The sequence below is a fragment of the Alteromonas sp. AWM4_230 genome, assembly GCF_056158305.1.
Window position 1 is genome coordinate 4,359,694 of record NZ_JBSWTB010000001.1, and the last position, 21,358, is coordinate 4,381,051.

Genomic DNA, 21,358 nt, shown 5'->3' on the forward strand with positions numbered 1-21,358 from the left:
AGGGTCTAATACAATCTTTCTAAGAACAGTCCAGCAATAATAGTATATTAACTCTGCCCTGTTTGCAGGCTACTGCAGCTCAAGCACAACACTATACCCCTTCGCCACAGAGTCCATATATTCTCGGTTACTCGGTGTATCGCGAGCAATGACCTTCTTGTGTGAATAACCCCATTCCAACTTCGTACATAGCTTATCGATAAGCTTTAAGCCTATTCCAAAACCGCCATCTAACTCACTATTTGGCGTTACCGATAATGAGGCACTTTCGTTTTGCTCAATGCCACCTTCTTCATTAAGTACGGTAAGCGTTGCACCTGAAAGCGTGATAGTGACGTTACCTTGCTGGGTATGCTGGTAAGCGTTTCGAATTACGTTTCCAATCACTATTTCGCTTGCGGTTTTAGGCAGCATCAATTCACACTCATTCAGGTACAATTGCACATTCACATTTTTGCCTGACAGCAAATACATTAAGTCTTGGCTAAGTGCCTCAACCATAGCTTTTAGATTCACTTTTTCTTTAGGCAGCGCAGTCTCTTCATTTCTTCCTAACCACAGTAATGTTTCTGTCAAATCCGCCATGGTTTTTGAGGCATGGTCCACCCGCGCTAGAGCGTTGTTGCCTTTGGTATTCTCACTATCTATCACTCTATGCAGCAAAGCCGCACTGCTTCTAATAACGGCAATAGGCGTTCTAAGCTCATGGCTGGCATGATTAACAAACTCCCGCTCTCGGTTAAGCGTAGTACGTACGTTTTGCAAGCTACCGTGAATTATCGCCGCAAGCGCGTTAAGCTCTTTGTAGCGAAACTCAGGAATAGGCTTATCGAGCTCTTTCTCATCAAGAGAGGCTGCCCAGCGTTGTAATGATTCTATAGGACGAGACACGCTGCGCATTAAAAATAGTAGTGCGACAGAAAAGGAAATAAGTGCGACAAAACCTACAATAGCACTGTAGATAACATGGTTAATTCTAAAGTGCTTTTGACCATCTGAGGGCGGCGCTCGGAACACTTGGGAAACGTATCGAAGCCTTCCATCATCCAGAGGGACCAACACAGCAAAGTGCGCCGAAACTGGGCGAGAAAACCAATCTGGCTTGTTGATATCTTTTAATAGGATATATGGCTCAAAGCGCTCTTTGGAAAAGCTTTGCTTCACTTCATCAGGCAAGTCATTGTAATGAGCATAAACATGTAAATCGAGGATCTGCGCATGATTACTTTTATCAAGCTCTGCACTTTGTGCCGCCCGAACCATGGTATTTCTGAGCATGCCGTCCATACCATCAAAAAAGCTATCGCTACTTTGTATAGAAAACAGCACAATAACTATTGTCGCTAAACTTAGTAACGACCATAAGACATAGCGTCTTAAGCTGATGCGAAGGCCGTTTACCATTGGTCAGTGTCCTTACTTTTATTTGACGACAATGTATTATCAAAGCCCTCGCTCGACGTTTGGTCACTTTTTAGCGCAGCACAAAAACCTGCGCCTGGTACGGCTTTAATTTCTATGTTTGCCTTAGCTTGAGCCAACGATTTGCGCAAATTGTGAAGGTGGACTTTTAGCGCATTACTTTCGGGCGCGTCCTCCCCCCACACCGCATTGAGTAAACGCTCCCGTGGCATAACCTTTCCTTGCTGCTGCAATAAGGATTTTAGCAAGGTAAAGCCAGTAGGACTTAGCTTAATTGGCGTGTTATCAACACTTGCCACTTCACTACCTAATTCTAAGCTCATATTACCGAAGTTTAGCCTTTTCACTTGCGATGAGCGCCTGTGCGCCAACACGGAAACTCGTGCTACCAGTTCAGGCATATCAAAGGGTTTTACTAAATAATCATCAGCACCCTTTTGGAACCCTTCGAGCTTATTTTCTAGCTGGTCACGGGCCGTTAGCATAATGATAGGTGTATCGTTGCCGTCACCGCGCACTTTTTCGCATACGCTTAAGCCATCAAGTCTTGGTAAATTGATGTCTAAGACCACAACGTCATACGGATTAGTTTGCATAAATGTTAGTGCTGCCACGCCATTAGCAGCGTGGTCGCACACCATATCTTCAAGCTCTAAATAGTCAATGATATTGCCGGCTAGGCCCATATCATCTTCCACTAGTAACACGCGGATCATTAACCGTACTCTCCGTTAAAGGTTTTACCAAATACTTTGCCATTAAACGGCTTACATCTTCATAAATTAACAGCAATGCCGGAATTAATAAAAGCGTGATAAGAGTGGCGAACAAAATACCGTAACCCAATGAGGCAGCCGCCGGAATTAGGAACTGCGCCTGTACCGAGGTTTCCCCTAATATGGGGTATAAACCTACAAAGGTAGTAATTGAAGTTAAAAGCACAGCACGTAAGCGACTGGTGCACGCTTCAATAACCGCCGCATGCGCAGGCATGCCATTTTCACGTAACGCATTAAATCGCGAGACCAATAACAAGCTATCGTTTACCACTACGCCGCTAAGCGCCAATATGCCGTTTAACGACAGTAGGCTTATCATAAGGTCATTTGACCAGTGCCCAAGAATGGCTCCCACAATACCAAAGGGAATTGCAGTCATTATAATGAGCGGCTGCACATAGGATTTAAGCGGTATCGCTAATAATGCAAAAATAGACAATAAAGCAAGTATGAACACGCTCTGCATTGAGCTTTGCGTTTCCGCTTGCTGCTCGGCTTCACCGGCAAAATAAAGCGATAAGTCTTGGTATTGACGTTCTAACTGGGGTACAAAATCACTATTGAGATAGTTAACCAATTCTGTAGAAGTAATAACATCGCTATCCACCGAGGCACTTACCGTTAAAGCGCGCAATCCATCAATACGTACTACCTGTTTTTCTTGTACATCTTGAATAACATTCGCCACTACGGAAATTGGTACCACTGTGCCATCATCCAGGCGCACCTGGGTATTCATTACATCTGACGGGTTCATCCTATCCTTTTCAGGGTAACGTACCCGCACTTTCACTTCGTTTTTATCGCGCAGGTAGCGCTGAACAATTTCTCCACCGAACGCTTTTAACAGCTGCTGCGATAAGCTTTGGGTATTTAATCCCAAGGCTCGTCCTTCGGGAGTAAGTTCAAAGCTCATCATGGCTTCGCCGGGTGTAAGCGAGCTTTCTACTGCATATACGCCATCAATATTGTTAAGCACTTGAACAAAAGCGTCATTCGCCGCCGTTAAGGTATCGTCGTTAATGCTTTTTATTTCAACATTGAACCCGTCGACCATTTCTCGTCGAGAGCGTATCTTTAAGCTTTTTACGCCTTCTAAACTGCCAGTTAAGGCATTCCAGCGTGCAGACAACTCATCCAAAGAATAAGGCGAGTCTTCATCAAGTGATATGGTGATTGTGCCGCTTTGATCGCCACTTGCCGTAACCTGTAAACTACTAATCCCGCTTTGATCTACGCCATTTTCTTCGGTTAGTTGGCGATCTGCTTCAAGCGCATTTTTCTCTAGCAGCATTAAGTTGCGTTCGTTTTGCCCGTAGCTAGCATCGCTGTAAAGGGACATATTCGCCGAAACAGTATCACCTTGCATGCTGGGGAAAAAGCTTACTCGTACTGCGCCCGTTAGCGGTAAACTAACAACGATGACGAAAAGCGCGATAAACAATAAAACGGCTGCATAGCGGTAGGCTACCGTGACCTTCAACATGCGTTGATAGACTCGGTAGTTAAACCATTGAAGTCCACCATCTGCTTTTTGCTGCACTTTGTTCCACATGCCGCCTATCCCCTTTCGGGTTTTCTGTTTGGTTGGAAGGTGGGCTAAATGCGACGGTAGAATTAGCTTTGATTCCACCACCGAAAGCAGTAAACACAAAGTAACAATAGTGCCAAACTGCGAGTACAAGGTACCTAAGCCGCCCGATACGTTCGATAGCGCGAAGAAGGTTGCCACCGTTGTCAACACCCCAAACAGTGTGGGCACCGCCACTTTATGCGTACCTAAAATGGTATTATGCAACGTATCACCGTGCTGTTTTCGCGTGGCGTAAACGCTCTCTCCTACCACTACGGCATCGTCTACCACTATGCCAAGTGCCATTATAAAGCCGAACGTGGTCATCTCGTTTAGCGTCATTCCCGTGTAGCTATCGGTCATGAAGTACAAGGTGCCGAAGAAAATAAACGGCAAGCCAGCCGCCACCCAAAATGCCACACGCAAATTAAGAAACACAGCAAGGGTAACAAACACCAACACAATGCCCATTAGTGCGTTACTGGTAAGCAATTCCAAGCGCTCGGTAATGAGCGTGCTTTTGTCATACCAGGTTTCGAGTTCGACACCTTGAGGTAGTAAACCTTTATCGTGCCACGCATCTACTACCTCGTGGGCCTGTTGCACCATTTTCGTTACGTCGCCATATTCATCCATTAGCACCTGAATACCATATCCATTGGTTCCGTTGTAACGAGACAAGTGATAGCTGTCATCGGCAAAAGTATCGCGTACCGTCGCCACATCGCCAACAGAAAGTATTACGCCACTGGTATCGGCAATAAGGGGGATGTCAGCAAAATCTTTCGCCCAGTAAGACTGCTCAGAGGCTTTTAACCGAATTACTTTTTCTTTGTTACGCAAACTGGTTGTAAGGGCGGTATTAGACTCTTGGTTTACCGCATCTGCCACATCAGATAGCGTTAAACCATAGGCCTGAAGCTTGCCCTCGTCTATTTCAATAGACATCATGGGGTCAACAAAACTACCCGCGCTGACCTCCCGAATATCCTCTTTGGCCAGTAAATCTCGCTCTAATTGCTCTCCCAAGTACTGCAGCGTAGCGTGGTCGACATCACCATAAAGCTGCACCCAAATAGCATGCTCTTGACGGCGCGCTTTGCTGATAACCGGGTTTTCAGCATCTGACGGGAAGTTAGAAATACTGTCTACTTCGGTTTTGATGTCGTTGAAAAGCGTGTCTAAATCGTATTCGGTTTCCTTTTCTACCTGCACACTGGCGCCGCTGGCATTTGAGGTAGACGTAATTCGTTTAATACCGGGAATGGCCTCTAGCGCAGTTTCAATTTTGATGGCAATGCCTTCTTCGGCTTGCTTGGGGTCACCGCTATCATATGTCATCGATATGGTAACAAAGCGTGGCTCCATGCTTGGAAACGCCTCTTTGCGGATATCGTTCATGGAAACTAAACCCAGTACGATAAGACTGACCATCAGTAAATTGGCCGCCACCGAATTTTGTGCAAACCAAGCGATAATTCCCCGAGGACTTTTCCCATTATGTCTATTACTTTTAGGCTCTTCGCTGCCATCAAAAGGCCCGCCGTTTCGGTTATTTGTCATTGGCTTGCCCTCCCGTTTGTCCTTCCACAACAGGCTTAACTTTCGTGTTGATCAGGTAACTGTTTAAAGGGCGCGCAACGACCATCGCTTGGCGAATTTCCCCTTCAAGTTCCGGCTCGGCTTCACTGCTCGTATTGCTCCTAGACTCATTGGTAATGTCGCCAGTAATATCACTCGCCTTAGGTGGAGTGATGTAGGCATAGCCATCGCTTTCAAAAAGCACTGAGGGAGTAAACTTCGCTAGCTGCCCAGTGGCCGGCATTACCAACCATACTTCTTGTTTTTGTGAAATGGCAGAAGCCGGTAGTTTCCATACATTTTCGAGCTGTCTTCCTTCAATTTCTGCCTGCACAAAGCTGCCGAATAAAAGCGGATTTGCTTGATCTAATGGCTTTTCAATAACCGCAATAGCGTTGCGCTGGCGCGTTGTATCGCTTTGATGCCATTCAGCGCGGACGATATTGGCACTCCATTCATAACCTGTGGTGGTATCGGTCAGCGTTACCGACCAATTGAGAGGAGTATCATTAGATAACTGCGCTCCAGAAACCGAAGGTAACTGAGTCCATTGGCTTGGAGACAGCCCTATCGCTACTTCGGCAACATCAGTAGAATAAAGTGTTGCAACAGCACTGCCGGCCTGAACAAAGCTTCCCTGCGCAATATCACGATTAACCACCAATGCGTTAAAAGGGGCACGTAACGAGGTAAACGCCAAGTCTCGCTTGGCTGAGTTTACCGACTGCTCGGCTTCATCCAAGGTCGCCTGCGCGGCTTTAAGCTGTGGCTCTCTTAAAACCAACGCGGATAGCGGCTCGCCTTCAAGCCCCGAACGTGTCCATTCATCTTTAGCTTGTGTTCCCTGTAAGCGCTCTTCTTCTAGGCTTACTACAGCTGCCTGATAGGTCGCATTGGCACTTGCTAATGCCTGCTGATAGCTGGTGTCATCAATGCGCGCTAAAACTGTGTTACTTTCAACTAACGCGCCAGTCTTAAAAGTTGATGATACGTGAGTAACTTGCCCGCTAACCTGTGCGACTAAGCTCAAGCTATCTTGAGGAACTACCTGACCATACCCCTTTACTTTGGCCTTGTAGCTGTTGGCGGTTACCTTAATAACCCCTACTTGAGCTAGCTGAGAATCAGCACTTTGTTCTACTTTTTGGCTTCGGTAAGAAGGGCTATCTGCAGATGGCCTTTTACCTGATTCTTTAGCTACTTCATTCTCATTTCCCCTAGATGGACGAAGCTTAGTACCTTCAGCCGTGTCACCTCTTGACGGTCTTCCACCACCTGCTGGTCTCATTGTTGAAGCGTCACCTTTTAATTGCTCAGCATCATCGGGTAATGGCGAAGCTGGCGGGGGTGATTCAGAGGCCCCTTGCGGCCTAGCGCCAGGATGCTGAGCCCCCATGTTCATCATGGTATACATGACTGCCAGCGCAATACTAGCAGCAGCGATTAAGGTTACGATAATTCGTTTATTTCTCATTGCGACACTCCAAGGCCAAGAGCCAGACCTAAGTCAATTCGGTTTTGTAATTTTTGGGCGTGAAGCTCAACAGCTTGAGCTTGTAAGTCAAAGTGCGTGTCATACACAGAAAGTAAGTCCAAGATATCAGCAAGACCTTGTCGATATTGACCTTCAATGGTAGCTACACTGCGCTCTGCATTAGCAAGTGCCACATTTGAATGGCCAATTCGCGCGCTGTAGGCAGTTTCATTATCCAGTGCGTTTTGGGTTTCCTGCACCGCAGTTAATAGCGTTTCGCGATACTGCCACCAAGCATTTGCTGCGGTAAGTTTTGCGTCTTCTACTTGGGCCCTCAATGCGCCTCCCTGAAAAAGAGGTGCCGTCATCTGTCCAAGCAATGTCCATACAGGGTTTGTAAACAAAGCTTGTGAGGGTGTAGAGGCAGAATCAGATAGCGATGCCGATAAACTAATACTGGGCAGTAAAGCTTTATAGGCCACATCAACTTCAAACTCTGTTGCTTGTATCGTGTAGAAGGCCGCCTGAAGGTCAGGTCTGCGGGCAAGGTCTTGTTTTGGCAAATTAGTAAGCGGCAACAGGATATCTGGAAAATTCACCTGCGTATCAAGCTCGCTTAGCGATTGGTCCTGCCTGCCTAGGAGTACTGCCAATGTGCGCTTGGCTGATGACAGAGTATATTCATACTGGGCAATAGAAGCTCGGGTATTTGCACTGCTTGTACGCGCGGTATCTAAATCGTCTAGGCTTCCAAGCCCGGTGCGATAGCGCGTTAAGATCACTGCTTCGTTGTTTTCTAGTACCGATAACCGAGCCTGTTCGATATTTAGTAATTGCTGTTGAGTAAGTACATCGATATAGCTTCTTATTACGCTAGCAACCAATGAATCTCTGGCCGATTGATAGCTGGCTCTGGCGCTCGCGGCATCTAAGTTTGCAGCACTTATGCCATCGCTAATTTTCTGCCACAAATCGAGCTCCCAACTAACGTTTAAACTTGCGCTATAGCTTGGGTTGTTTAGCTGATCACTTGTATTTACGTCCGTATTAGTAGATGAACTGCTGCCTGTAGTTTCACTTTTTGATGCTGAGAAACTTGTGTCCACATTCAGGTTTCTGTCTGCTTTTGCACTATCAATGGCAACTTGTGCTTTACGAAGTGTAATTAGCGACTGCTGCAGGTTTGCATTGGAAGACAGGGCCTCTTCAATAAAGTCTGCTAAATGCGGAAGCTGATTGAGATCTATTACGTCGGTTAACCCAGTGTCTGAATTCAACACTAGGGTTTGCGCTGAAACTTGTTGCTGCGCTTGGGACTGCCACACAACATCATTTCCCGTTGTAAGGGATGCTGATTCACTTAACGCTCTGTCATCAGTACTTGTGCATGCAGACAATAAAATACAAAGGGTAATACTATTTACCGTCAGTTTTATCTTGCCCATTACTTATGCCTATTGCTTGGCGCATAGCTTACTTTTTAAGGCCTATACGCAACTTGTTTAAATTAACTGACGCTAGTATTACAAACGCAGGGTTAAGGCAGGGTTAAGGCAGGGTTAAGGCATGAGAAAGGGATAAGAAAAAGAGGAGAAAGGCATGAAAAGGCTTAGATGAAGCCCAGAGTAAGTCAAATAAAAAAGGCCAGCGTCAAGCTGGCCTAAGATATTGGTACAATAGCTATTTAATGAATTAGCTATTTGCAGCGAACGCTACCGCTTATTCATCATCTTCAACTAAGGTCATCAACGACGTGTTGCCGCCTGATGCCGTTGTATCAATACTAATAGTTTTTTCAGTCATCAAACGCTGAATAAGGTTATCGTTATATTCCGCGGTAATTACCGGCAAAATAGCCCCTTCACGAGAAGACAGCATGGCCGAGATTCTCGCCGTACGTTCAGTACTCGAATCTACTACAACACCCGATAAATCTTCATCCATCAACAGGGTATCTAAGTGGGCAAGGCGCGCTACTTGGAATAAGCCTTTTGGTGCGCCTGTCGATTCAAATTTGTTCTGAATTTCTACGGCTTCATCATAGAAGATTTCAGACACAACTGACACTACAGGGTTGCCGGTTGAAAGTGCTGTTACAACAGAGAGTAACCAATATTCAAAGGTTACTTCTTTATCGGCAAAACATACCAAGATACCGCGCGGCTCTAAGTAAAGTTTGTTCGACTCACCTGTTGGCCCCGGCAGAACTTGTGGTTTTGCTAACTTGCGCTCAACGCTGATCAGCTGCTGACGCGCCGTCGCAAGCGTACGATTTAAGTCGTCGGCTAGCTCGTCAACAATGTCTACTTTCGCAATTTTCGCTAGAAGTTGGCGTACCATAGAGATCCGGTCGTTCAACGGCGTATGACGCCACTGCACTTCCACTGCCTTTGCTCTATCCATCATAACGTGTGCACGTTCGGCAATCTTTTCATCACCTACAAGTGCAGTATCAGTACCGTCTACATCGTCAATATGTGAAGGCTTAGGCGTAGCACGCTCCATCATCAAGCGAGACAAATAGTTAGGACCACCTGCTTTTGGACCCGTACCAGATAGCCCACGGCCACCAAACGGCTGAACACCCACGATAGCGCCAATGATATCGCGGTTAATATAAACGTTACCTGCGCGACTTTTTGCTGCAATTTCATTAGCACGCTCTTCAATGCGCGAGTGAACACCCATTGTTAATCCATAGCCCGTGCCGTTAATTTGCTCTAGTACGCCATCAAGCTCTTTCGACTTAAAGCGCACAATATGAACTACTGGACCGAATACTTCCTTTTCCAACACATCAATGTTCTTGATTTCATACAAAGTCGGTGGGAAGAAGGTACCGTTTTCGAATTGCTCAGGCAATGATGAGCGATAAAGTAGCTTTGCTTTATCTTCCATTGCTTTTTGATGGTCTGTTAGGCTTTTAAGTGCCTTCTCATCGATAACAGGGCCCACGTCGGTTGCTAGCTGCGTGGGGTCGCCTACTGTTAACTCCTTCATTGCACCAATAAGCATTTCAGTAAGGTCATCTGCAATCTCTTCTTGTACATAGAGCACACGAAGCGCAGAACAGCGCTGACCAGCACTCTGGAAGCCTGAGCGAATGACATCGTCAACAACCTGCTCTGGCAGTGCCGTCGAATCGACAATCATACAGTTTTGACCGCCCGTTTCTGCAATAAGCGGTACCTGTTCGCCTCCGCGCTCTGCAAGCACTTGTGAAATCAACGTACCCGTTTGCGTTGAGCCCGTAAACATTACCGCTTTAATGCGCTCATCAGGCAATAAGGTTTCACCCACTTCTTTACCTGGCGATACGATAAGCTTTAATGCATCTTCCGGTAAGCCTACTGAGTGCATAATGTCGATTGCACGCTGTGCAACAATGCTGGTTTGCTCAGCAGGTTTAGCAATAACCGTATTGCCCGTTGCTAATGCCGCTGTAACCTGTCCAAGGAATATGGCCAATGGGAAGTTCCATGGGCTAATACAAAGTACTACGCCACGAGGCTTTAAGCGCTGGTCTTCAGCAAGCTCTTCAGCGCGCACTGCATAATAGCGACAGAAGTCTACCGCTTCGCGTACTTCATCAATGCTGTCTTGCGCAACTTTACCCGCTTCGCGCATACAAATGGCAATAAGCTCAGCCATATGGCGCTCAAGCGCATCTGCCGTACGATTCAGGATCTCTGCGCGTTCGCTTACATCACGCTTAGACCAGGCATCAAAACCTGCATCAGCGTCATCTAACGCTTTACGCATTTCGTCGGGCGTTGCGTAGTGGTGGTAGCCCACAATATCGTTGTGATCTAGAGGGTTTACAACAGGTGTAGCGCCTGCAGGAATGTCGCCTTTCGCCTTGTAGTAATCCTGCCAGCGTTCAAGTTCATGTTTAAGTGCTGTTACCGCATTAGTGTCGGTAAGGTCTAAACCGCGCGAGTTGTCGCGCTCTGGCGCATACAGCCCACGTGGCGTTTTAATTAACTTGTTATAACGCACCTTCAAGCGCTGCGTTTTCTCTACAGGATCTTCAAGCAAAGCTTCAACTGGCTTTTCATCATCAACAATGGCATTCACGAATGAAGAGTTCGCACCATTTTCAAGAAGACGGCGCACCAAGTAGGCCAAGAGGTCTTCGTGTTCACCAACTGGCGCGTACACGCGACACTGAATTTTATCTTCGGTTACCACCTGGTCGTAAAGCGTATCACCCATACCGTGCAGGCACTGGAACTCGAAGCCTTCTTTGTCATCGCCAGCAAGCTCAACAATAACAGATGCTGTGTAAGCATTATGCGTAGCAAACTGCGGATAGATGGTATCGCGGTACTCAAGTAAGCGGTTCGCACAGGCGTGGTATGACACGTCGGTTGAAGACTTACGGGTAAACACAGGGAACTCTTCAAGACCCGCCTGTTGGGTCAGCTTAATCTCAGTATCCCAATATGCGCCTTTAACCAAACGCACCATTAGCGGTCGACCTACTTCGAGAGTAAGCTCACGCAAATGTTCGATAACATGGATTGCACGCTTTTGGTAAGCCTGCACCGCCAAGCCAAAGCCCGTCCAACCGTTTAAGTCTTCGTCGCGAAATACTGCTTCGATGATGTCTAAAGAAAGCTCAAGACGGTCGGCTTCTTCCGCATCTACCGTTAAACCAATATCGTATTCCTTCGCCATCATACACAGTGCTTTTAAACGCGGCGGTATTTCTTCCATGGCGCGTTCGCGATGTGAAAATTCAAAGCGCGGATGAATAGCAGAAAGTTTTACCGAAATACCCGGTGAACGCTTAGGCCCACGACCATTGGCCGCTTTACCGATAACTTTAATGGCTTTCACGTATGCATCGTAGTAGCGCTCAGCATCATGCATGGTACGTGCGCCTTCACCAAGCATATCGTAAGAATACACATATCCTTTGGTTTCTTTCTCTTTGGCGCGATCCACCGCATCTTCAATGGTTTCACCCATAACGAACTGACGGCCCATAACGCGCATGGCAATGTTCATTGCACGGCGAATAACCGGCTCACCTAAGCGGCCAAGGGTTTGTTTTAACAAACCAAACTGTTCTTTCTTACGCTTGTCGGCATAGTTCACCATATTGCCAGTGAACAACAAGCCCCAGGCAGATGCGTTTACAAACAACGACTCTGAATTGCCAAGGTGTGGCGTCCATTGACCTTGAGACAATTTGTCACGAATAAGCTCGTCTTGAGTGGCTTTATCTGGAACACGCAAAAGGGCTTCAGCCAAGCACATCAATACCACGCCTTCGGCAGTAGACAACGAGTACTCGTTTAAGAGTGCGTCTACGCCACCGTGACCTTCTTGTTCACGACGAATTTGAAGTACCATCTTGCGAGCGCGTTCCCATGCACGACTTCGTGCACGCGGGTTGACCTCGGCGATAGGAAGAATTTGATCCACAGCCACCGACTCACTAATGCGATAGTAGTCTCTTATACGCTGGCGTAGGGGTGAAGTTGTATGAAGTGTGTCATTAATGAGCATTGCAACCCTTTCATAGAAATAGCTGTAACAAAAAGCGTTCCCGCCGTGTATGACTGCCCACGGTTACATGGAAGCGGCTAAAAAACAAGCAAAGTCGAAACCCTGCGTTGATCTATCGTTATTCTTTTAACTTTATACTTTTGGATGAAGATCACGACAGAGCCAAATTTGCGTGGATGGTAGCACACAAAAGCGCCCTGCCAAGCCCCGTCAGCAAAGTTTTTCAATTTCTCTGTCAAGCTACGTATTCAGTGCGTTAGATGACATATACTACCCTTTCAAAGCTCCTCCAGCTTTAGTTAATCAGTCCGTTAACTCACTACGCCAAAGCTCGTAGTAAAAGCTCGTAGTAAAAGCTTGTTGAAAATGATGTATTTTTAATCGCAATAAAAAGCGGCTAACTAAAAACCGACTACACTATAAAAAAACAAAATAATAATTAGGTATTGCCAATGTGGTTACGAAAATTTAGCTTAATTCAACGACTGGGCATTATTGTTGCTCTAATTACTCTGCTGTTTGTATTGCTAACTGCTGTTGTTTTAAACAGGCACTACGAAGCTTTAAAGCAAAAGTCCTATGACGAAAACCAACACTTGGTCGAAGTGGTTCATACCATGCTAAGTAGCTTTGAAGCGCGTACCGACGTAGATGAGGCTACGGCTAAACAACAAGCGCTAGCAGCGGTAAAAGCGCTGCGATATGACGGCAGCAATTACTTTTGGATCCAAGACCAAACCCCTTCTATGGTTATGCATCCCATCAAGCCGGCGCTCGACGGTAAAGACCTAAGAACGTTTAAAGACGGAAACGGCAAAGCCTTTTTTATAGAAATGGCGCAGAAAGTTAAAGCGCAAGGTGACGGCTTTGTTGATTACGTGTGGCCTCTTCCCGGCGAAGAAACCCCTACTGACAAAATTTCTTATGTAAAAGAATTTAAACCGTGGGGCTGGACTGTAGGTTCTGGGATCTACCTTACAAACCTTGAAGAAGAGTTCGCACACCTTCGCAATCTAATTTTGGTATTTTGCCTAGTAAGCATTGTGTTGGTTGTATTGCTGGTTTACATAATAGGTGGAAGCATTGTAAAACCTGTCCAAGAAGTGTCTGAACGGATGAAAGGTATTTCTCAGGGAGAAGGCGATCTGACTCGCTCTCTTCCTGAAACTGGGCAAGACGAAGTTACTCGGTTAGCCCGCTACTTTAACGAGTATACCGATAAAATGCGTCAGTCTTTACTGGGTATTCGCGAAAATATTAGCTCTCTTACCCAGCAAGCTGAACTCGTAGAGTCATCCAGCCAAAATAGTAATGCACAAGCGCAAACACAAAACGAGAATATGCTCCAAGTTGCCGCAGCAATGGAAGAAATGACAACACAGATTAACGATGTCAGTAGCAATGCGGATTCTGCGGAAAAGAGTACAAGTAGTGCTCGAGGGAACGTTCAAAACGGCGCAGCTGTAGTAGACAGTACGGTGCAAGATATCCGCTCGCTGACCTCTAATATAGAAAGCGTGAGCAACGTAGTGACTGAACTTGCTGCGCAAACAGACAGTATCGGAGCTGTGCTTGACGTAATTCGAGGCATTGCGGAACAAACCAACTTACTCGCCCTAAATGCTGCGATTGAAGCTGCTCGAGCCGGTGAACAAGGAAGGGGCTTCGCCGTTGTCGCTGATGAAGTTCGCACCTTGGCAAGTCGAACTGGACAAAGTACCGATGAAATTCAAGCTATGATAGAAAAGCTACAGACTAATGCCAAAAGCGCAGTAGATGCTGTGAAAGTCAGTCAGGCTGCGTCAGCCACAACAGTAGACAATGCTATTCAAGCAAACCAGAATCTTCAGGAGGCTGACCGTTTAATGACGGAAATTGCTGACATGAGCAGTGAAATTGCCCGGGCTACTGAACAGCAAGCAGAAGCCGCCACTGAAGCGAATATGCGAATAAATGCATTATCGGGGGCTGCAGATAGTAGCTTGAAAACAGCAGATGAACTGGCTGCTGCAAGCCAAGCACTAAAAAGCAGTTGTTTGGCAATTATGGATATAGCTAACCGTTTTAAGCTGTAAACTTCTTACCGACCGCGGCCTAAAGAACCCGTGAAGCAATTCGCGCGTGTTCAGGCCGCTTACACCTTTCTTTATATCCTTCCTTGTTTTAACTCAAACTTTAAATGCGATTGTTTTCGATACTAATAACGAAACTTTGTAGCATTTAGACGCTCTTAAACCATCAGCGACAAGCTCTGCCTGTGGAACAAAATGCCTGAGTGCATTACACTCAGAATCACATTAAGTGGCCGAGTGCCGATTTCTTCTAGGTAATCGGCTGTGCTATCGCAATTTGGCAATGGCTTAAGCGCTTGTAACGTTAGACGCGTATCAAATCAAGGAGTTGAATATGAGTAGTGGTTCTAAGGGGAAGCCTATTTTAACATGGGTAGCCGGTTTTTTTGTGTTGTTATTCTTGGTGTACTTTTTGTTCGCCAACACCATTATAAAATCTATTCTTGAGTCAAAATTAGGTGAGTCATACGGCGCAGAAGTGAACATCGACGAGTTCGACCATTCTCTTTTCCCCACTACCGTTACGCTGAAAGGCATCGCGCTAACCAACCCAACCAAGCCATCTCACAACCAAGTTTTTGTGGGTGAAGCGAATGCCGACGTAGAGTTAAAGCCACTGCTTGATGATCAGGTTATTGTTAATAACCTAAACCTACTTAAAGTACAGTTTGATACTGAGCGTGAGTCTGAAGGTGAAGTGTATCGCGTCCCAGAACGCTCCCTGTCGTTTGATGAAATCAAAACGAAAGCGAAAGAGGCCGTGCCTACGGTTGATGAGCTTCTTGCACGCAACCCGCTAAAAACGACCGCAGCCATCGAAAATGCAAAGGCTGCTTACGATACCTATGGCAAAGGTTTGAAAGACGACTATGAATCTTTGCCTGATAAATCACGCATTGAGTACTACAAAACACAGGTCGCTGAGCTAAAAGAAACGGATTACAAAGATCCTCAAGCGTTGGTTCAAGCCAAGTCAGCATTCGATAAACTGAAAGAAGAGATGCAGGCAGACCGCGCGCTTATCAGCAACTTCACTGAAAAGGCTAGCGATGCAAAACAAGCTTTAAGTGAAAGTGTTGAAGCGCTCAAAAAAGCACCTCAGGAAGACTATGCTTTACTTAAAGGTGTTATTGCTGGCGATCAGGCCGCCCTTTCTCAGGTAACCTATTTTGTATTTGGCGATAAAGCAGCGGAATACACTGAGTATTTAATGGCCGCAATGCAAATAGTTATGCCGCTTATTCAGGGCGAAGAAAAAAGCGAAGCGCCTGCTGACGTACCCTCAATTTTAGTAAAAGAGGCTAATGTCTCTGTACTATGGCAAAACGAATCTATCACTAGCAAATGGAACAATATCACTAACGTTCACGAAGTATTTGGTAACCCAACCACCTTCACTATTGAAGCGGCTGGCGAGTTATTAAAGTCGTTTACTTCTAGCGGTGAGTTTTGGATTGATGGTGAAGGTGTTGATGCTAGCCAGGTATGGGAACTAGCCGGCGTGAATATGTCTGACATTTCTTTTAGCGGCAATGAAACACTTAATGCGGTGCTTAAATCAGCGCTAATGAAAACAAACGGGTCGATGAAAGTCACTGATAACATGCTTACCGGTACCGGCGAAGTCGATCTACAGCAGCTTGTCATGGAAGCAACGGGCACCAGTGATATTACCAGTGCTATAGCCCAGGCATTGCAAACACTAACCAGCTTGAACATGACTATGCTGCTTGATGGTACCCTTTCGGACCCTGGCTTTAATATCAAGTCTGACCTTGATAATAAGTTAGCTAAGGCGGCGCTTTCCCAGCTAACTGACAGCCAGAAAGACAAACTTGATGAATTAAACAATAAGCTCAATAGCATGATAAGTAGCGAGCAATCACTACTGTCTGGTGAGCTCGTTGACGTTAACAGTATGCTAAGCGCAGCCCAAGGCGACAGTGCAGCCCTTCAGGAGCTACTTCAAGCTCAGCTTAACAACGTTGTAGAGCAGCAAAAAAGTAAACTGTTTGATAAATTGAAGGGTAAATTTGGTCAGGGTGAATAATGCACCTTTGACTCGGCGCTGCTTCGCGGCATAATACAACACAGCAGAGGCATAGCGCCTCTGCTTTTTTCCGCTTAACCATATTGTCAGGTGAATCTGTGTTACAAGGTAAATGGCTTCCCATTGTGTTAATAGTACTTCTTGGTCTATTGCAATACAGACTATGGTTTGGAAAAAATAGTATTCCCGATTACTTCAACCGAAAACAAGAAGTTCATACACAAGCCCTTCAAAACGCAAACCTTGCTCAACGCAATGCGTTACTTAAAGCTGATATCAGCGATTTAAAAATTGGTTTAGAAGCCATTGAAGAAAGAGCGCGAAATGAACTCGGTTTGATTAAAAAGGGAGAAACCTTTTACCGTATTTTGCCCGCAGATGCTAAGTGAATAAAATGACATCGCCCCGCGTTGTTGCGGTTATCCCCGCAGCCGGAGTTGGCAGCCGCATGAAAGCCGACCGTCCCAAACAGTACCTTACCTTAAACGGTAAAACCATTCTTGAACATACCATAGACGCTTTGTTAACCCACCCATTAGTTAACGAGGTTGTAGTGGCCATTAGCCCAGGCGACGCATATTTCGATACCTATGGACTGCGGGAAAAACCGATTCACGTGGTAGACGGTGGCAAGGAACGGGCAGACAGCGTACTCAATGGTATCATGTCTTTAGGAGAGCATGACTGGGCTTTGGTGCACGATGCAGCTCGCCCCTGTATTGAAAAGAGTGATATTTCGGCGCTTATCGCCTTAATAGACAATAAGTCGGTTGCCGGCGGTATTCTGGCAACGCCTGTTAGAGATACCATGAAGCGAGTTGCGCTTGATACCAATACTGATACCAGTATCATTTCTCACACCGAGGACAGAGACGGCCTATGGCACGCACTAACGCCACAGTTCTTTCCCGCAACACTTTTAAAGCAGGCCCTTCAGGACGGTTTAGCAAAAGGCGCAGCGATTACTGACGAGGCGTCGGCTATGGAACTTGCTGGCTACAAGGTAGCTATGGTTAATGGAAGCCCAGCAAATATAAAAATAACTCACCCAGCCGATCTTCCTTTGGCAGAATTCTATCTTAAGCAAAAATTTAGCGCGCAAGGCAACAACCTACAAAGCCATAGCGCACAAGATCAAAAGGCAAACTTATAATGCGAATAGGACACGGTTTCGATGTACACAAATTTGGCGGCGAAGGTCCCATCACCATAGGTGGCGTGCGCATCGACTACGAACAAGGCCTAGTGGCACATTCTGATGGCGACGTATTGCTTCACGCACTTTGCGATGCAATGCTAGGTGCAGCAGCACTTGGTGATATCGGCAAACATTTCCCGGATACAGACGATGCCTATGCAGGTGCAGACAGTCGCGTACTGTTACGTCACGTTGTGAATGTAGTAAAAGAAAAAGGCTACAAGCTAAGTAATGCTGATATGACCATTGTGGCGCAAGCACCTAAAATGGCACCGCATATTTCTGCTATGCGCGAGATTATAGCCGAAGACTGTAATGTCGCGCTTGACGACATCAACGTAAAAGCTACGACGACGGAAAAACTCGGTTACACCGGCCGCAAAGAAGGCATTGCCTCTCACGCTGTCGTGCTATTGGAAAAACTATGAAGCCCTTAAACACTGATCACTGGCAGTACTATTTCACAAAGCCTGTATCTACTGGCATATTTAAATTCCAAGCCGACGACTTTCAAGTTGTCGAGGATTTGGGCTATACCCCCTGTGGAGAAGGCGAGCACCAGTTTGTGTTTATTGAAAAAACCAACACAAATACCGCATTTGTTGCTGAGCAACTGGCGCGCTTCGTTAACCTGCCACTACGCCAAATTACTTATGCTGGTCGTAAAGATAAATACGCAGTAACACAACAGTGGTTTGGCATACACGCCCCAGGCAAACCAGATTTCGATTTTAGCAATTTCGAACTGGAAGGCGTTAAAGTACTCAAACAAATGCGTCACAACAAAAAGCTGCGTACGGGTCAGCTTAAAGGCAACCACTTTACTATTACCTTGCGTCAGGTCTTGCACCCAGAAGCTATTGAAGAGCGTTTGCAAGAAATAGCAGCACACGGGGTACCTAATTACTACGGCGAGCAACGCTTTGGGGTAATGCGCTTAAATGATATGGGTGAAGTGCAGCGTGGCGGAAACCTGGTAATGGCCGAGCGCATGGTCAATGGCGAAACCATTAGGCATCGTAACAAACGCTCTATGGCGCTTTCAGCTCTGCGCAGCTGGCTATTCAATGAAATGCTTTCTACGCGCCTTGAAAAAGGCACATTTGATAAAGTAAACCATGGCGATGCACTGGTGCTTTCCGGGTCTAATAGCTTTTTCATCAACGAAGGTGCTGAAGGCTCAGAACAGCAACAAGATGCTCAACGTCGCTTTGCTGCCAAAGACGTGTGTCCTTCAGCGCCGCTTTGGGGTAAAGGTACACTTGTTACGCAAGCAGATTCCTTAGCTTTGGAACAGTCCGTTGCTGCGCAAAATAGCGAAGTTATCGATTTTCTAAGTCAATGCGGGTTCGAACAAGAGCGCCGAGCGATAAAAATTTGGCCTTCGCAGCTTGAATGGCAGAGTAAGGGTGATACATTTACTATCTCGTTTGCGCTTCCAAGCGGCTGCTTTGCAACCTCGGTCCTTAGAGAGTGCGTGGAGACCTTATCCCCCATTAACCGGGTTTAACAGTATTGATAGAAAAGTGTGGCGCGCAACAGTTTTAACCTCGCGTAGCTGTGAATAAAAATAAAGGAAAGTACGCAACATCATGAGAGCTTCTAGAAAAGGAGACGCGTTAGCACAACTGCTTTATAACGAGGGAATACGTTCGCAAGCAGTATTAAACGCCATTGCTGGTACGCCGCGGGAGAGCTTCTTGCCCGACGCGCTAAAACATAAGGCTTATCAAAATACGGCATTGCCGATAGGCCAGGGCCAGACAATTTCGCAGCCTTATATCGTTGCGAAAATGACAGAGCTATTGCTTGATAGCCCAAACAAACCTGAAAAAGTGCTGGAGATAGGCACAGGCTCAGGTTATCAAACGGCTATTCTTGCACAGCTTTTTGCGAAAGTTTTTAGTGTAGAACGTATTAAATCATTGCAGTTTCAAGCGAAGCGTCGAATGAATCAACTCGACCTTCACAATATTGCAATGAAACACGGCGATGGTTGGAAAGGCTGGGCGTCAAAAGGCCCATATGACGCCATTATTGTTACCGCTGCCGCTGCTAGCCTTCCGCAAGACTTGTGCGATCAGCTAAAAGAAGGTGGGCGACTTATAATTCCCGTGGGTAACGAACAACAATCGTTGCTGTGTATTGATAGGATTGAAGGGGAACTAAAAACGTCGACCATTGAATCGGTTCGATTTGTTCCTCTTGTAGCAGGAGAGCTAATGTGAAGCTTTTTGAGCCGTGTTATGACATGGCGTTACGCTGGGCGAGGCATCGCCACGCAACTAAATATTTAGGTGGGTTAAGCTTCTCAGAGTCAGTTTTCTTCCCCATTCCCCCTGACGTGATGCTTGCACCAATGGCCTTGTCGCAGCCTAATAAGGCATGGCAGTTTGCTCTAATTACTACCATTGCCTCTATTTTGGGTGGTATTGCTGGCTACTGGCTTGGTTACTTCGCGTTTGATGCTTGGCTAGCTCCGCTTATAGAAAGCTGGGGGTATACCCATAAAATTGAAACTGCAATGCAGTGGTTTAAAGATTATGGTGTATGGGTAGTCTTCTTAGCGGGTTTCTCACCCATTCCTTATAAGATCTTCACCGTTAGTGCCGGTTTTTTACAGATGGCTTTTCTTCCCTTTGTGCTTGCATCCGCCATTGGGCGCGGCGCGCGATTTTTCTTAGTTGCAGCTCTTATGCGCTGGGGAGGAGCCGCAATGGAGCAAAAGCTAAGACAGTACGTAGAAGTGCTTGGGTGGGCAGTTGTCATCCTTGCAGTAGTCGCCTATTTACTGCTGCGATGATATGCATAAGCCTCTTTTTTATATAGGTTTTTTGTTATATTTTTGTGTACTTATCGGGGGATGCGCAGGAAGAAGTGCTCCTGCCCCCGTTGTTTTATTAAATAGTCAAGTTTCAGATGGAAGCGAAGAGTACACAAAAAAAACCTATAAAGTACAACGAGGCGATACACTTTACGCAGTAGCTTGGTACACCGGAAACGACTATCGCGATTTAGCAAAATACAACCAGTTATCAGCCCCTTACACCATTTTTCCTGGTCAAATTTTAAAGGTTACACCACCCTCAAATGTAGCCGTAGCCCCCGTAAAACCTAAGGCGAAGACCAAACGGTCAACAACTCCGACCACCTCAAATGTAGACAAAAGTTTGGTTGACCGCCCATCGCCACCAGCGTATCGTGAAAGTGAAAAAGTTGTTAAGCCACAAAAAGTTACGACTGTCAAGAAGCCGTCACAAAGCGTCAAAGAACAAACGCCAACGAGCTTCCCAGGCAAAGTACAAAAGTGGGTTTGGCCTGCAGAAGGTAAGTTAGTTGGTACCTTCAGTAAGTCAGAGTCAGGCAATAAAGGAATTGATATCGCTGGTGCCAAAGGCAGTAAAGTCGTCGCAGCAGCAGATGGAAAAGTTGTTTACTCAGGGAGTGCCTTAAGAGGTTACGGTAAGTTAGTTATTATCAAACACACCGATACTTTCTTAAGTGCTTACGCCTACAACGACACTATTTTAGTTAAAGAACGAGAATGGGTGTCAGCGGGGCAGCAGATTGCAACCATGGGTGATAGCGGAACAAATTCGGTAAAACTTCACTTTGAAGTTAGGTATAGAGGGAAATCATTAGACCCGATGAAATACCTGCCAGTATTAAAATAATAAAAATAAATAACAATA

Annotated in this window: 15 protein-coding genes; 9 read left to right on the forward strand and 6 right to left on the reverse strand. The window is 46.1% G+C overall.

The window, feature by feature from the left end; all coding sequences use genetic code 11:
• Positions 1-69 precede the first annotated feature (69 nt).
• From ACXACS_RS18725 to putA, 6 genes are all read right to left on the reverse strand, one after another.
• A complete protein-coding gene (locus tag ACXACS_RS18725) occupies positions 70-1,404 on the reverse strand; it encodes a sensor histidine kinase (RefSeq protein ID WP_474808857.1) in 1,335 nt (444 codons plus the stop codon).
• Positions 1,398-2,138, reverse strand: coding sequence for a response regulator transcription factor (locus ACXACS_RS18730; protein WP_474808859.1), 741 nt, complete (start codon positions 2,136-2,138; stop codon positions 1,398-1,400). The genes ACXACS_RS18725 and ACXACS_RS18730 overlap by 7 nt, the downstream gene beginning before the upstream one ends.
• Positions 2,110-5,337 (reverse strand): efflux RND transporter permease subunit, encoded by a 3,228-nt coding sequence (locus ACXACS_RS18735; RefSeq protein WP_474808860.1) that lies wholly within the window; start codon positions 5,335-5,337, stop codon positions 2,110-2,112. The genes ACXACS_RS18730 and ACXACS_RS18735 overlap by 29 nt, the downstream gene beginning before the upstream one ends.
• Positions 5,327-6,829: an efflux RND transporter periplasmic adaptor subunit gene (locus ACXACS_RS18740; RefSeq protein WP_474808862.1), complete on the reverse strand. Its 1,503-nt coding sequence runs from the start codon at positions 6,827-6,829 to the stop codon at positions 5,327-5,329. Before ACXACS_RS18740 ends, ACXACS_RS18735 begins: the two co-directional genes overlap by 11 nt.
• Positions 6,826-8,274 (reverse strand): TolC family protein, encoded by a 1,449-nt coding sequence (locus ACXACS_RS18745; protein ID WP_474808865.1) that lies wholly within the window; start codon positions 8,272-8,274, stop codon positions 6,826-6,828. Before ACXACS_RS18745 ends, ACXACS_RS18740 begins: the two co-directional genes overlap by 4 nt.
• A 274-nt stretch (positions 8,275-8,548) precedes the next feature.
• On the reverse strand, positions 8,549-12,346 hold the full coding sequence (gene putA, locus ACXACS_RS18750; RefSeq protein WP_474808867.1) for a bifunctional proline dehydrogenase/L-glutamate gamma-semialdehyde dehydrogenase PutA: 3,798 nt from the start codon (positions 12,344-12,346) through the stop codon (positions 8,549-8,551).
• A 452-nt stretch (positions 12,347-12,798) separates the two neighbouring features.
• Here putA and ACXACS_RS18755 point away from each other — a divergent pair, with 452 nt between their 5' ends.
• From ACXACS_RS18755 to ACXACS_RS18795, 9 genes are all read left to right on the forward strand, one after another.
• Positions 12,799-14,421 carry a methyl-accepting chemotaxis protein gene (locus ACXACS_RS18755; RefSeq protein ID WP_474808868.1) on the forward strand — a complete coding sequence of 541 codons (1,623 nt, stop codon included), beginning with the start codon at positions 12,799-12,801 and terminating at the stop codon, positions 14,419-14,421.
• Positions 14,422-14,752: 331 nt separating this feature from the next.
• Positions 14,753-16,468 carry a TIGR03545 family protein gene (locus ACXACS_RS18760; RefSeq protein ID WP_474808870.1) on the forward strand — a complete coding sequence of 572 codons (1,716 nt, stop codon included), beginning with the start codon at positions 14,753-14,755 and terminating at the stop codon, positions 16,466-16,468.
• A 98-nt stretch (positions 16,469-16,566) separates the two neighbouring features.
• A complete protein-coding gene (ftsB, locus tag ACXACS_RS18765) occupies positions 16,567-16,857 on the forward strand; it encodes a cell division protein FtsB (protein WP_179982290.1) in 291 nt (96 codons plus the stop codon).
• Positions 16,858-16,862: 5 nt separating this feature from the next.
• Positions 16,863-17,621 (forward strand): 2-C-methyl-D-erythritol 4-phosphate cytidylyltransferase, encoded by a 759-nt coding sequence (gene ispD, locus ACXACS_RS18770; protein ID WP_474808872.1) that lies wholly within the window; start codon positions 16,863-16,865, stop codon positions 17,619-17,621.
• Positions 17,621-18,094: a 2-C-methyl-D-erythritol 2,4-cyclodiphosphate synthase gene (ispF, locus tag ACXACS_RS18775; RefSeq protein ID WP_474808874.1), complete on the forward strand. Its 474-nt coding sequence runs from the start codon at positions 17,621-17,623 to the stop codon at positions 18,092-18,094. The genes ispD and ispF overlap by 1 nt, the downstream gene beginning before the upstream one ends.
• On the forward strand, positions 18,091-19,176 hold the full coding sequence (gene truD, locus ACXACS_RS18780; RefSeq protein ID WP_474808876.1) for a tRNA pseudouridine(13) synthase TruD: 1,086 nt from the start codon (positions 18,091-18,093) through the stop codon (positions 19,174-19,176). Before ispF ends, truD begins: the two co-directional genes overlap by 4 nt.
• An 82-nt stretch (positions 19,177-19,258) precedes the next feature.
• Positions 19,259-19,894: a protein-L-isoaspartate(D-aspartate) O-methyltransferase gene (locus ACXACS_RS18785; protein WP_014948160.1), complete on the forward strand. Its 636-nt coding sequence runs from the start codon at positions 19,259-19,261 to the stop codon at positions 19,892-19,894.
• Entirely contained in the window at positions 19,891-20,469 is a 579-nt protein-coding gene (locus tag ACXACS_RS18790; RefSeq protein WP_474808878.1) for a YqaA family protein, read from the forward strand. The genes ACXACS_RS18785 and ACXACS_RS18790 overlap by 4 nt, the downstream gene beginning before the upstream one ends.
• Position 20,470: 1 nt before the next feature.
• Positions 20,471-21,340 (forward strand): peptidoglycan DD-metalloendopeptidase family protein, encoded by an 870-nt coding sequence (locus ACXACS_RS18795; protein WP_474808880.1) that lies wholly within the window; start codon positions 20,471-20,473, stop codon positions 21,338-21,340.
• The last annotated feature ends 18 nt before the right edge of the window (positions 21,341-21,358 follow it).